This window comes from Myxococcus faecalis (assembly GCF_050039385.1).
Lineage (GTDB): Bacteria > Myxococcota > Myxococcia > Myxococcales > Myxococcaceae > Myxococcus > Myxococcus fulvus.
Map to the genome: position 1 here is coordinate 1,595,918 of NZ_CP144336.1, position 13,338 is coordinate 1,609,255.

Below are 13,338 nucleotides of genomic sequence, written 5' to 3' on the forward strand. Positions count from 1 at the left end.
CTCACCGTCACGAATCCGCGGCGTGCCTCAATCCCAACCACACTCAGGTGCGAGCCGCCCCATTGAGTCAGGGACGACCGCGCGCCTGGTGTTGCATGGCTGGATTATTCGACGAACGTCGCGAGGTTCTCGAGCGTGGATGACATCCCGACGACGTGGTCCTCCTGCCGGATGCCCTCGGGCACGTCCACACAGCGGATGGAGACCTCGGTGCCGGCGCCGACGGGCGTCAGCGTCCAGGTCATCGTCATCGTCCCCGCGAAGGCGGGGTCCTCCGACTCGAACTCGAACCGCTGGACGACGCGCTGGTCCGGGACGAGCTCCACGAACTGCCCCTCGACGGCGTCCTCGTGCGCCGAGCTCTTGCCTGGAACGGAGTGATGCGCCTCGTCATACGTGAGCGTCAGTCGATAGGCGCCACCGGCGCGTGGCTCGAAGGCCCGCAGGCGCGCCGTCATCCCCTTGGGGGGAAGCCACTTCGTGACGGCCTCCGGGTCCAGCAGCGCTTGATACAGCCTGGCCGGCGGCGCCGCGATGACCCTCGAGGCCGAGTCGACCCTCTTTCCCTGTGTGTTCGTCATCAGTGCCGCAGCTTGGAGCCCTCGCCTGGCCCGGGCAACCCGGCGCGCTCCCGGGCTCGGGGCAGGCGACGTCAGCCGTGCACCTTCCGACTGTCGCCCGGAGCCTCCTCGCGCCGCGACAGGCCGTAGTCGCGCAGGACGCTGGCGACCCGCAGCCGATAGTCCAGGAAGACCCCGTCGCGCCCCTGCGCCTGAGCCGCGCGATGGGCCTCGAGTCGACGCCAGGCCTCGACCGCCGCCTCGTCCCTCCAGAACGAGAGCGACAACAGGCGGCTGGAATCCGAGAGGCTCTGGAAGCGCTCGATGGAGATGAAGCCATCGATTTGGGAGAGCAGCGGCCGCAGCCCCGCGGCCAGGTCCAGGTAGGTCTGCCTCCCCTCTTTGCGAAGCTGGACCTCGAAGATGACGGCGATCATCCAACCTCCTCGGGCGCGAGCCGGAGCGCGGGCAGCAGGGGTACTCGGGCATTGGGCAACGGCAGGAAGGGGACGTCCTCGAAGGCGTCGCGATGCCGGGCGAGGTCCGTGGCGAGCAGGACTTCCAGGGCCCCCGCCGCCAGGGACGTCGCGAGACGCGCACCAGGACAGACATGCGCGCCCCAGCCGAAGGAGAGCCGCGCGGAAGGCTCGCGATGGATGTCGAAGCGGTGGGGCTCGCGGTGCACCCGCGCGTCGCGATTCGCGGCGGCGAGCACGACCAGGACACCCTCCCCCGCCGCGAGCGCGTGGCCTTCGAGGACGGTGTCCTCCGCGAGGTAGCGGCGCGTGTTCTGCACCGGCGGGTCGTATCGCAGCACCTCATCGAGCACCTGGGGCAGCAGCGCCGGTCGGCCGGCCACCTCGGCGAGCAGCGAGGGCTCCCGCATCAGGGCTCGCAGGGTGTTGCCAATCAAGCCGGCCGTCGCGTCATGGGTCTGCACCAGCAGCCCGATGGCGTTGGCAACCACCACGTCGACCAGGCGCTCCGGGTCCACGCTCGCGGCGGCGTCCGCCGAAGCGCCGACCTCCCTCCGCAAGAACGCCAGCGGCCCTCCTTCGCCCCCTCGCGCCGTCTGGGCCTCCAGGGCCGAGCGGACCTCCGCGCGCAGCTGCTCCGCCGCGAGCCCGCCTCGCAGGACCACGGCGTCCCCTGCGCCAGGGACGAGCCCCTTCACCAGCTCCCCCGTCCATTCCGCCACCCCGGACAACGTCCCAGGCGCCAGCCCCAACAGCGCCCCGACGGAATGGACCGGCCACCCGAACACCCACTCCTGGAGCGAGCCCCCGCGCAGCAGTCGTCGCGCGCTGGCACGCACGTCCACGCCGGGCGCGGCCCTCCACCGCTCGATGAGCGCCCCGAGCCCCCGGCGCACCACCCCGTGGAACGGCCCGTCGTTCATCCGGGCCCATTGCCCGAACAGCGCCCCGGAGGCCAGCGCGCCGAACGTCCGTGGCACCGGCTCCGCGCGGGGCCGGACAAGGCAGGCAGGGGACGTCAGCACCGCCCGAACGCTTCGAGCGCTGGAGGCCACCCAGAGTCCGAGGGCCGCGTCCCGATAGAAGGGACGCGTCGCGACGAGCTCGGCGTAGAACGGATACGGGTCGGGGTGTGTGGCGGCGGCGACAGGATGCAGCGGCGTCATGGACGTGCTTCTACGCGCCGCCGCGGGGGCCATGTTTCGACGCACACCGAAACGTCGTCGGGCTGAGGCCCTCGCTTCCCTCCAACGAGGTCCGGTTCCCCACGGAAGGGAACCCACCGGGCCTCCATGTCACGGCGCGGGGACCTCGCGCCGCACCCGATGAGAAGACCTCTTCCCTTCTGCTGGGCAAAAGCCCACGGCCCTCGGGGAACAGGCTTGCCCAACAAGCGGCCCGGCGGCGCGAGGTTGCTCCCACCGTGGGGAGGGGACCTCGGTCACCCCACACCAGCACAAGAGCAGGAAGTCCTGGCACATCCGGTGAAAACAGCCCCCGCTCGCGAGGGCCTTGCTGGCCCCCATTCAAAGCAAGACGAGGCGGGCGATGAAGGCATGGAGCAAGGCGTGGCCGCCCCTCAGGTGGCGCGCCAGCCCCACCTCGGCCGGCCGCCACCGTCGTCCCGTTCACGCCGCCAGCGGCACCAGCTTGTGCACCTGCTCCAGCAGGTGGCTGAGCGAGAAGGGCTTCTTGAGGAAGCCCGCCCAGTCGTACTCGGCCGGACGCACCGACGGGTCGATGGCGCTCATGATGAGCACCGGCAGCCCCGCGAACTCCTCGCGCTGCCGGATGGCCCGCAGCGCCTCGAACCCGTTCATCACCGGCATCATCACGTCGATGATGATGAGGTCCGGCCGCACCTCCTCCAGACAGTCCAGCGCCTCACGCCCATTGGCGCACGTCACCACGCGGTAGCCCTCGTCCTCGAGGATGGACTTCACCGCGTCCGCGATGTCCATCTCGTCGTCGACGACCAGCACCGTCTTCATGAGCGCCTCCGAGGCGCGGGCTTGCGCCGGACCTTCGGCTGGGGCCGCTTGCGCGGTTTCGCCTTCTCGCCCATCGGCGCCTTGCGCCGCACGTCCCGCACGCCTTCCGTCATGATGGCGTGCCCCGTCAGCACCGCCTCCGCGCTCTCGAAGGTGTCCGCCACGGTGATGCCCTTGTCCGTGATGGAGAACTCCCGGATGCCGCTGTCGTACTGGCTCTCCCGCATCTTCATGATGGAGATCAACCGGTACAGCTGCGAGCGCAGCTCCACGTAGCGCAGCAGGATGACGTTCTCCACGTACGCGGTGGCGTCCGGCTGGGGCGCCTCGACGCCCGGGGAGAACAGGGCCGTCTCGTCCGAGTAGAGCGTGGTGACGTCCAGCATCCGCAGTTGGTGGGACAGCGCGGAGAAGAAGCGGCTCATCCGCTCCGGATAGACGGCCGCCGAGCGGAAGCCCGCGACGCTGTCCACGAAGAGCCGCAGGCGCTTCACGTTCCGCTCGTGGATGCGCTCCAGGAGCCGCTCCGCGAGCGCGTCCATGTTGTGCTCCAGGGGCGGCTGCCACTGGATTTCGATGAGGCCCGCGTCCACGTACTTGCGCAAGTCCCCCATGCCCACGCCCTCGGCCTTCTCGATGAGCCGCTGGGACGTCTCATAGAAGCCGAAGTACACCCCGGGCTGCCCCTGGCGCGCGCCCTCCAGCAGGAAGCGCAACCCCAACAGCGTCTTGCCCGTGCCCGGCGCCCCCAACAGCAACGTGGTGGAGCCCGACAGGAGCCCCCCGTGGAGCGACTCGTCCAGCCGCGGCACGCCGAAGCCCATCCGGACGCGCTCCTCCTCCACCTTCTCCACCGGGTCGGCGAACTGCACCTCCGTGCGCGGGTGCACGATGACGCCCCGGTCGGAGATCTCCAGCTCGTGCTTGCCCAGGAGCGAGTCGCTGCCCCGGAACTTCAGCGTCACCAGCTCCCGCACGGCCCGGGGCCCCGACAGCCAGAGCGACAGCGCGAAGATGCCGTCCACCGCCGTGGTCTCCGGCAGCAGCTCCGTGGGGCCATGCGGCGACAGCAGCAGCGTGGTGCAGCCCAGGATGCCGATGAAGGTCTGCAGCTCCTGCAGGAAGCGCTTGTACGTCAAATCGCCGCGCGCCAGGTCCTTCGCCACGTCCATGCCGTCCAGGATGAGCAGCGTCGCCTGGTGCTGACGCGCCGCGCGCCGCACCAGCTCCAACAGCCCCTTGAGCCCCTCGGACTCCAGCTGCCGGTAGCCGCTGATGTAGTGCAGCTTCTCCGGGATGACGCTCGCGTCGAAGAAGGACATCCCCTCCAGGTTCGCGAGCATGCGGGCATGGGACTCCGTGAGCAGCGTCACGTAGAGCGCCTTGCCGCCGTGCTTGACGTGCCAGAAGGCAATCTGGTGCGCCAGCACCGTCTTGCCCGAGCCCGGGGGGCCCAGCACCGCGTACGAGGCGCCCTTGATGAGCCCACCCTTGGTGATGAAGTCGAGCCGGGGCACCCCCGTCTCCAGCCGAGGATGAAGCGTCTTCTTCGCGCCGGCACCACCTTCAGAGGACACGACACGCCTTCCTTTCAATCCATCAGTAGGCCGCCGTCCGATGACGGGGCAGTGTCACATGGAACGTCGCCCCCTGGCCCGGCTCGCTCTCGACGGTGAGCGTGCCCCCATGGGCGACGACGATCTCCCTCGCGATGAACAGGCCCAGGCCCAGGCCGTCCGCGCGGCCCGTGCTCGACGCGCGCTCGAAGCGGTTGAAGATGCGCGACTGGTCCTGCTTCGCGATGCCGATGCCCTGGTCCGTCACGCTCAGCCACAGCGCGTCCGGGTGCTCCTCCACCGTGAGCCAGATGGGCTTGCCATCCCCATAACGGAAGGCATTCGCGAGCAGGTTGCTGATGACCTGCTCCAGCCGGAGCCGGTCTCCCATGAGCAGCGCGGGCCCCAGGGGGAGCGCCAGGGACAGCTCGGTGCCCGCCGCGCGGGCCGACATCGCCAGGCGCCCGGCCACCTCGCGCGCGGCCTCGGCCAGGTCGAACACCTCGATGTCCAGCCGCAGCTTGCGGCTGCCCACCCGCGACACGTCCAGCAGCGTGTCCAACAGCTGCTGCAGCCGCACCAGCTGCCGCAGCGCGGGCGTGGTGCTCGCCTCCACGGTGCGCCGCGCCACCGCGTCACCGGGAACCCGGGTGAGTTGGTGGACCAGCCGCTCCAGGTTGAGCCGGAGCGCCGTCAGCGGCGTGCGCAGCTCGTGCGCCGCGATGGACAGGAACTCGTCGCGCGCGTGCACCGCCGCCTGGGCGCGGGACTGCAGGCGCAGGAGCGCCTCCACGTTCGCGAGCAGCTCGTCATCCCCCAGGGGGGTGGTCCAGTAGGCGTCCGCTCCCTGAGCCAGCCCGCGCAGCCGGTCCTCGCGGCTGACGGAGACGGCGGACAGGTGTGCAATCAGCAGGTCGCGCGTCTCCTCGCGCGCCCGCAGGCGCCGGCAGACCTCGTACCCGTCGACGTCCGGCAGGTGGACATCCAGCAACACCATGTCCGGACGGCCGCCCGCCAGCCGCAGCGCCTCCGTTCCGCTGGTCGCCTCCACCACGTGGTAGCCGGCCACCGTGAGGATGCGGCTGGTGAGGTAGAGGACCGCGGGCGTGTCATTGACGTTGAGGATGGTGGCGCGCGCGCGGTCCTCCTCCTTCGCTCGTCCTGGGGATTCGGCCCGGGGCTCCATTCCTGGAAGATGGTGTCCGCACCACCCGAACGAAAAGCCCCGACGCACGCCGTGAGTTCAGGAAGACTGTGCGCTGGCTGACATTGGAGCCGCGCCCCAGAAGCCTGATTCATGGGGGGCGGCGAGCCGGCTACAGCCGGGCCTCCACCTTGACGATGGGCGCCGTCGCCACGTCCAGGGTGTTGTCCTCCCGCGCCTGGAGTCCCCAGGACACGCGCGCTGGTGTGGAGCGTCAGTCCCGACATGGGTGTGACGGTTCCAGTCGATGAGGTTGAAGGACACGCTCGGGACACGCCCGCTTCGACGACCGTCCCGAGGCCTCTCGCCATTTCAGCGCAGCGCGGACGGTGTCCGCGAAGGACTGGGGGCTCAGGCCGTGCGGGCCCTGGTACTTCTGCGGCGTGGCGTCCGGAGCGAACTCACCGGGGACCGTCGGAGACCTCGAGCGAGACCAGTCGCTTCGCGTCGCCCACGGGGCCCGCCGCGCCGACAGCGGGGATGAGCACGGCCAGCCGCATCAAGGTGAGCCCGCGCGACATGGGTTCCTCCGGCAATGCCTCCCACCGCGGGAGGGGTCGGGAACACTCTACTCCTCGCGGGGTATGTGAATGAGAACAAGGCTTCGGTAGAGCCTGGCAGATGCACTCCTTCCTTCTCGCCTCCCTGCTGTTCCTGGCCGTCTTCCTCTCGGGCTGTGGGTTGTTGGACGCGGACTGTGGCGATACGAAATGCAACGCCGGGTCAGACCCGGAGTGCCGCGCGGGCATCGTTGACGCGCTGTGCGCGGAGGGCGGCGGGGCTCATTGCGCGTCGGACGCCACGTGCTCATGCTCCGGCAAAACCAAGGAGGCCTGTGAAGAGGCATCCACCTGCTGCATGTGGTCCGTGGCGCAGGGGTGTTTCTGCCGACCGACCCTTTGACGGCAGCTTCGTCGCGAGGTACTCGCGCCCGGACTATGCTCGGGGGGCATGAGCGCTCCTGCCGCGAATGAGGCCAAGGCGTCGTCGGGTGGAAGCTATTCGCGGCGGGTGGGGCTGTTCTCGGGGGTGATGCTCGTCATCGGCGGCATCATCGGCTCGGGCATCTTCCTCAACCCCGCCATCGTCGCCCAGCGCGTACATACCCCAGGGCTCACCTTGGGGGCGTGGCTGCTCGGCGGCGGCGTGGCGCTCATCGGGGCGTTCATCTACGGCGAGCTGGGGCAGCGCATCCCCAAGGCCGGGGGCAGCTACGTCTACCTGCGCGACGCCTTCGGCGAGCTGCCCGCGTTCCTCAACGCGTGGGGCCTGCTGTTGATGATTGCCACGGGCGCCATCGCCGCGGTGGCGGTGACGTTCGCCAACTACACGCTGGCGTGGACGGGGTTGCCGGCGGACTACCGGCTCCCGCTGGCCATCGGCGCCATCGTCCTGTTGTCGGGCATCAACTACTTCGGGGTGCGGCCGGGGGCGCTCACGCAGAACGTCTTCACGGTGCTCAAGCTGGTGGCGCTCGCGGTGCTCGTGGGCACGGGGCTCCTGCTGTCGGGGGCGGCGCCAGTGCAGGCGGTGGCGCCCGAGCCGCCGGACTCCATCGTGCTGGCGTTGGGCGCGGCGCTGGTGCCGGTGCTCTTCAGCTATGGCGGCTGGCAGCAGACCAACTTCGTGGCGGAGGAGCTGGTGGACCCGGAGCGCAACCTGCCTCGCGCGCTGCTGCTGGGGGTCATCGGCGTGGTGGGGGTGTACCTGCTCGCGAACCTCACCTACCTGCGCACGCTCGGTGCCGGGGGACTGGCGGCGAGCACGGCGCCTGCGGCGGACGCGCTGGGGCACCTCCTGGGCCCGGCGGGCCGCACGTTCATCACGGCGGGCGTGGCGCTCTCCACCTTCGGCTTCCTCAACCTGGTCATCCTGGTGTCGCCGCGCGTGTACCAGGCGATGGCGGCGGACGGGTTGTTCTTCCCGTGGATGGCCAGGTTGCATCCGCGCCACCACACGCCGGCGGCGGCCATCATCTTCCAGGCCGCGTGGGCCATCCTGCTGACGGGCACGGGGACCTACGGCGAGCTGCTCGACTACGTGGTGTTCGCGGACTGGCTCGTCTTCGGCGCCACGGCGGCCACGCTCTTCGTCTACCGCGCCCGGGAGAAGCGGGGACAGGCGCCCCGCGTGTCCTACCGGGTGCCCGGCTATCCCCTCACGCCGCTGCTCTTCATCGCGGCGGCGCTCTACGTCGTGGTGGGCTCCACGGCGTCCAATCCCCTCAACGCGCTCAAGGGCACCCTCCTGCTCGGCGCGGGTGTCCCTGTCTTCCTGTACTGGCGCCGACGCAGGGAAGGACAAGCGAAGGCGCCAGCCTCCCAGGCCAGCGTGGTGGGCGGGCCCTGAGCCATTCCCTCAGTCCGCAGGGGCCGTCACCAGCTCGAACGACACGCCCAGGTTCCCCACCTGCTCGAGCGCGGTCTTCGTGTCCTCCGAAACGATGAGCGCGGTCTTGAACTTCTCCAGGCGAAAGACACGAGCCCCTTCGGTCTTCGAGGGGTCGATGCGCAGGCCGTTGATCCAGCGGAACTGTCCCGCATTCTCAGGAAAAGACTCATCTTCGGCATAGCACCGGAGCTCTCTCGTCGCGCTCTCGTCGATGCAGTCGGAGCGCTTGGTTGCGTTGATGATGAAGAACCGCTCGGAGTCACCCTCCACCATCACTGGAAACAGCTGAACGTCATCGGGAGCATGCGCGCTGAAAACGTTCGCGACCTCCTCGCTGACGACAGGCGTGCGTTCGACCCCAGCAAACACGAAGGTGCGTTTCCGCCCGGGGTTCCTGACCCTGACCTTGATGGCCCCAGGGTCTGGAAGGCGGAGCCCCTCTCCGAACATCCACGGCTCCGCGAACGAACCGCCAGCAGCAGGCACGGGGGTTGTGAGGTACCACTGCGGCACGCCAGCGATGTTCACCCAATAGAAGTTCCGTTCCACCCTGCCCTCCTACCTCACGATGAAGCTGCGCAATTCGGAGCCCGGCGTGAGCAGTTCGTTGGAGATCTCCGCGAGCTCGCGCAGCAACCGGGGACGGCACGTCTCCGGGCTTCGGCAATGACGTACCGCAGCCTGCAGACGGGTCACCACTTGGTTGTGATAGAACTCAGGGTGAGGTCCCTCGTGTCCATTGAGGCGCACCTTGTTCGCGGCATCCTCCAGAGACATACCGGCCTTCTCGAAGACTTCTTCACACGCCGGTGTCCAAGGTCCCCCGGTGGCATCAGAGACAGGGTTCTTGTTCGTGCAGATGTGGTGCACCGGCCCGGTCTCATCACCGGGGAATTGCCCCTGCTCGTACATCGCCAGCGCGGCTGCGGCTCCTGGCGCCAGCGCCACGCTCAGGACCCCCGCCGAAGGGAAAGCGATGGACGTGACGCCACCACTCATCGCCGCTCCGAGTTGGAATCCCGCCTCCGCCTCGGCCCGGACAGCCGCACGAGCGAAGCCAGGCAGCTTCGGCCCCTGGGCCGCCATGGCGCCCTTCCCGCCAAGTGCCATCGTGACCAGCAGCACCAGGACGCGCGTGCCGTTCGCCCCCATCACCTTTCCGAAGCGGTGGCCGATGTCCTGTAGGTCGGTGACGCGCATTGCCGTCCCCGCATCATCCCACAACTGGACGAAGCCACGCCCCATCTCCCAGACCGGAACGACTCCCAGATAGGCCACCATGGCCGCCGTCAGCACCACCGCGATGCCCTTGGTGATGGGCTCGGGAAGCGTGATGGAGAGGAACACCACCAGCGCCGCCGAAGTCACCATCGCCTTGAGCGCCGCCGGGTTCAGCACCTTTCCGACCTCGCGCTCGACACTCTCCCACACGGTGTCGAGCGCGAACGAAAGCGCCATCAAGGTCCGGTCCTTCCGGGAGAGCGTCAGCCCCGTGCCCCCTACCAGGGTCAGGCAATCATCGGCCTCGGGGCAGATGCGCGCGGACAACGACTCCAGGGACACCCCGGATGCCGCCTCCGCAATCCCCTTCGACGAGGCGAGCAGCGTCGTGGACCGAACCCATCCTCGCGCGTCGACCGCTTCTGCTTCCTGGAACGCGACGTCCATTCGCATGTCCAGGATGAGTCGGGTGAGGGCCGCGCTGAACGCCTCCTCGCTCACCTCGACCGGCTCGACGTCCACCGACACGTGGACGACCTGCTGACCATCACCTCTGTCGAGATGGACGACGCGGGTGGTCGCACACCCGGTCGCCCATAGACTCACGAGAACCAGTCCAATGAACCGCATCGAGCCCCCCGCCAAACCCTCCCGGGAATGGGAAGGCGCGACATCTTGGCGCTGGGGTCTGACGCCTTGCGCTCAGCCCTGCGGCGGCATCTGCCCCGGCTCCATGAAAGCCAGCTCCCAGTGGTGGCCGTCCGGGTCGTAGAAGCTCCCGCCGTACATGAAGCCCAAATCCATGGCGTCCGCGGCCTTCGAGCCTCCGGACGACAAGGCAATCTTCACCATCTCGTCGACCTCGGCGCGGCTGTTGGCGGACAGCGCATACGTCCCCGCCGTGCTCTGCGTCGCGTCGTGCAGCGGCTTCTTGATGAACTCCTTGAAGCGCGCGTCCGTCAGCAACATCACGTACGCGTCCTCGCCCACCACCATGCAGGTGGCGCTGTCGTCGGTGAAGTCCTTGTTGAACTCGAAGCCCAGCTTCGTGAAGAAATCGACGGAGCGCTTCAGGTCCGCGACGGGCAGGTTGAGGAACAGCTTGCGGGGACGGCTGGGCTTCATGGGTGTCTCCAGGGGTGGGATGAGGTTTCTACCCCTCTGACTGCCGACCCGGCCGGAAATCATCGGTCTATTTTCCCGGAGGATTTCGCCCCGTCAGCCACCCGAAGAGCCGTGTGCGCTGCCGGCCCCTCAGGCTCGTCATCACCGCGCGCTGCTCGAAGTGCCACTCCGTCCTCAACCGCTCCGCGGCCCGGGCCATCCACTCGGGGATGCGCGTGGGCTCGCAAGCCCCCAGCCCCAGCGTGTCGTTCTGGAGCCCCGTGCCATCCAGGTCGTAGATCGGGACATCCCCCCCCGGCTCCCCGTCCGAGTCCCAGGAGGACATGGAGAAGCTGAGCCAGTCCGGAGCCCGGCTGTCGACCGACAGGTGACAGTGGTGACGATAGGTCATCGACCGCTCGTCCCCCTCCTCCCCGCCCGTCGCATACAGCTTGAACCAGAAGACGCCCGGCTCGCCGAAGCCCAGCGCCCGCGCCAGCTCCAGCGCCGGTGAGCGCGCGCGGCGCGCCTGGAGCACCGCCTCCATCCGCTCGAACAGGGCCTCCAACGCCGGCGTGGAGCGCGCGTGGGTCCGCAGGTCCTCCAGCCGGTCCAGCTCCCACCCCTGGCGCTGCACCGCCCGCTCGACATGGGGGATGAGCGCGTCGAGCGAGGCCTCGGACGCGTCGATGGTCAACACCGCCAGCATGTCCCGGGACACCTCCTCGCTGGCCACGACCACCGTCTGGAGGGACTGGAGCAACACCGGGTTCGCCGCCAGCCCCTGGAGCTTCGCCTTGCGCTGCCTCGAACCCCAGCCATACGTCACGTCCAAGTCCAACAACCCCTGGAGCGCCATCCGCCACGACTCGCGCAGGGCCTCGTCCGAGCCCTCCCGGTCCACGCTCTCGCGAAGGAAGAACACCCCCGGACGCCGGTCGTCCGCGAGCCGCTCCAGCACCGCGCGGATGACCGGCGCGGGCAATTGCTGACAGTGACGCCCGAAGGCCCAGAAGGACGAGCGGTCCCCCGGGAGCAGGTGCAGCGCCGCCCCCGCGGCGAGCGCCGGGTCCACGTCCTCCGGAAGCTTCTTGAGCGCCTGCGTGAGGCGCTCCCAGTCCGGTTTTGGCTCTCCCAACAACGCGGAGAGGTCCTCCGGGGCACGTCGTCGACTCATGCCCCCCGTCTACCAGACCGCCCCCCGGAAGCACATACACACCCCGGACGGGTCCGACGCGCGAAGCACACACGAGGTTCCAACCGCCGCCCCTTTCCTGTTCCGCCATTGCATCTGTATCCGGATAGACCCTTCCACAATGACATCCGTTGAAGGGGCCCGACGCGACGAACGTGTCGGACTGGCGGGATACCCTCGCCAGACCATTCAACCAGGAGCGACGCATTGAAGCAGCGCAACAACATCATGAAGAGGATGCTCGTGGTGGGAGCGGTGAGCCTGTTCACCGCCTGCGCCGGTGAGCCAGGCGACGCGCCCACGCAGGTCATCCCCTCACGCACGGACAACACGCTGGCGCTGCTCATCGAGCGGGAAGGCGGACAGGGAGGCTTCGTCGAGGGCGCGGCCGAGCGCTTCAAGGTCTCCGCCTCCGGAGAGGTCTTCAAGTCGGTGAGCTGGAGCGCCACCTCCGGCGTCCTCGAGCCGGACTCGGAGCGGGTGACCTGGAAGCTGCCGCCCAAGGGCGTCGCCACCCTGTCCGTCTCGGTGGAGACACAGTCGGGGAAGAAGGCCCAGGGCGAGTTCCACTTCAACGTGGAGTCCACCACGGACACGCTCCTCAACACCGTCATCGACCCGAGCCCGGACGTGACGGGCGGCTTCTGCGAGCTGACGTTCGACACCGCCGGCCGGGGCCACATCGTCTACTTCAACGACACCCACCGCTCGCTCTGGTATGGCCTCTGGGACGGCACGTCGTGGACGACGGAGCAGGTCGACGGCGCGGGCTTCAACAACGAGGGGAAGTTCAGCTTCAAGCCCGTCATCGCCGTCGAGCCCGCCACCGGCACGCCGCACGTCGCCTACCTCAAGGGCAACGGGGAGCAGGGACGAGGGGAGCTCATGCGCGTCGCGTATGCCACCCGCGTCGGCGGCACCTGGGTGCGCGAGGTGGTGGACGTGGCGGAGCGCACCAACGCCGTCAACCTGTCCGTCACGCTCAACCCCACCCAGGGCCACCAGCCCGTCATCGCCTACGGCGACAGCTCGTCGGGCGCGCGCATCACCGCCCGCACCGGCACCAACACGTGGAGCACGCCCCTGTTCCTCCAGGGCGCCATGACGAGCGAGGCCCTCTTCGACGCGGCGGGCACGCTCTACTTCACCAACCGGAACCTGCTGACCGCCGTCAAGGGCACCGTCGTGGAGACCTTCTCCCTGAACGGGCTCTCCTCCATCACCAGCTGGTCCTCCCTGGCGCTGACGCCGGACCAGCACCTGCTGGTGCTCGCCAACGGGACACCCACCGGCGCCTGGGGCAGCCTCTTCGACGTGACGCTCGGCACGCCCCTGTCCACCAGCACCGCGCGCACGTCCCAGGGGGACTACAACGCCGGCTCCAATGACCTGGCGTACAGCGCGGGCAAGCCCGTCATCGCCCAGCGCCATGGGACGACGCTGGAGCTCATCACCCCGGACGCCCGCGGCTTCTGGACATACACCCAGCTGGGCACCATCCAGGACGGCACGCGGCCCAGCATCGCCATCCGCCCCACGGATGGAACGCCGCATGTCTGTTTTCAGCGCAATGGCAAGGTGACCTTCCTGTAGCACCGGGTCTCGCGGACTCCAGTCCTCTCATCGGATTGGAGTCCGCG

General features: G+C 68.9%; 12 protein-coding genes. 2 read left to right on the forward strand and 10 right to left on the reverse strand.

The annotated features are described in order from the left end of the window. Nucleotides 1-104 precede the first annotated feature (104 nt). The 6 genes from VZQ01_RS05995 to VZQ01_RS06020 all read right to left on the reverse strand — a co-directional run bounded on the left by VZQ01_RS05995 (nt 105) and on the right by VZQ01_RS06020 (nt 5,769). On the reverse strand, nt 105-581 hold the full coding sequence (locus VZQ01_RS05995) for an SRPBCC family protein (RefSeq protein ID WP_223785287.1): 477 nt from the start codon (nt 579-581) through the stop codon (nt 105-107). 71 nt (nt 582-652) lie between these two features. Next, on the reverse strand, nt 653-997 hold the full coding sequence (locus VZQ01_RS06000) for an antibiotic biosynthesis monooxygenase family protein (protein ID WP_267697077.1): 345 nt from the start codon (nt 995-997) through the stop codon (nt 653-655). Continuing rightward, complete coding sequence (locus VZQ01_RS06005; protein ID WP_408891099.1) at nt 994-2,202, reverse strand: cytochrome P450; 1,209 nt, start codon at nt 2,200-2,202, stop codon at nt 994-996. Before VZQ01_RS06005 ends, VZQ01_RS06000 begins: the two co-directional genes overlap by 4 nt. A 462-nt stretch (nt 2,203-2,664) precedes the next feature. Further along, the gene (locus VZQ01_RS06010; RefSeq protein ID WP_141332369.1) at nt 2,665-3,027 is read right to left on the reverse strand and encodes a response regulator; all 363 of its coding nucleotides are present in this window, start codon (nt 3,025-3,027) and stop codon (nt 2,665-2,667) included. After that, nucleotides 3,024-4,604, reverse strand: coding sequence for a DUF7125 family protein (locus VZQ01_RS06015; RefSeq protein WP_426747126.1), 1,581 nt, complete (start codon nt 4,602-4,604; stop codon nt 3,024-3,026). The genes VZQ01_RS06010 and VZQ01_RS06015 overlap by 4 nt, the downstream gene beginning before the upstream one ends. 22 nt (nt 4,605-4,626) lie before the next feature. Beyond that, nucleotides 4,627-5,769, reverse strand: coding sequence for a hybrid sensor histidine kinase/response regulator (locus tag VZQ01_RS06020; RefSeq protein ID WP_426747127.1), 1,143 nt, complete (start codon nt 5,767-5,769; stop codon nt 4,627-4,629). 969 nt (nt 5,770-6,738) lie between these two features. Between VZQ01_RS06020 and VZQ01_RS06025 the strand changes: the two genes are divergently transcribed. Further along, nucleotides 6,739-8,136, forward strand: coding sequence for an APC family permease (locus VZQ01_RS06025; protein WP_426747128.1), 1,398 nt, complete (start codon nt 6,739-6,741; stop codon nt 8,134-8,136). Nucleotides 8,137-8,145: 9 nt separating this feature from the next. On the opposite strand, the gene VZQ01_RS06030 is transcribed toward VZQ01_RS06025, so the two are convergent. From VZQ01_RS06030 to VZQ01_RS06045, 4 genes are all read right to left on the reverse strand, one after another. Next, entirely contained in the window at nt 8,146-8,727 is a 582-nt protein-coding gene (locus VZQ01_RS06030; RefSeq protein ID WP_426747129.1) for an imm11 family protein, read from the reverse strand. A 9-nt stretch (nt 8,728-8,736) separates the two neighbouring features. Further along, entirely contained in the window at nt 8,737-10,029 is a 1,293-nt protein-coding gene (locus VZQ01_RS06035; protein WP_426747130.1) for an AHH domain-containing protein, read from the reverse strand. A gap of 72 nt (nt 10,030-10,101) precedes the next feature. Then, a complete protein-coding gene (locus VZQ01_RS06040; RefSeq protein ID WP_426747131.1) occupies nt 10,102-10,524 on the reverse strand; it encodes a VOC family protein in 423 nt (140 codons plus the stop codon). Nucleotides 10,525-10,591: 67 nt separating this feature from the next. Beyond that, nucleotides 10,592-11,680 carry a hypothetical protein gene (locus VZQ01_RS06045; protein ID WP_426747132.1) on the reverse strand — a complete coding sequence of 363 codons (1,089 nt, stop codon included), beginning with the start codon at nt 11,678-11,680 and terminating at the stop codon, nt 10,592-10,594. Nucleotides 11,681-11,905: 225 nt separating this feature from the next. Between VZQ01_RS06045 and VZQ01_RS06050 the strand changes: the two genes are divergently transcribed. After that, entirely contained in the window at nt 11,906-13,291 is a 1,386-nt protein-coding gene (locus VZQ01_RS06050) for a hypothetical protein (protein WP_426747133.1), read from the forward strand. Nucleotides 13,292-13,338: the final 47 nt, after the last annotated feature.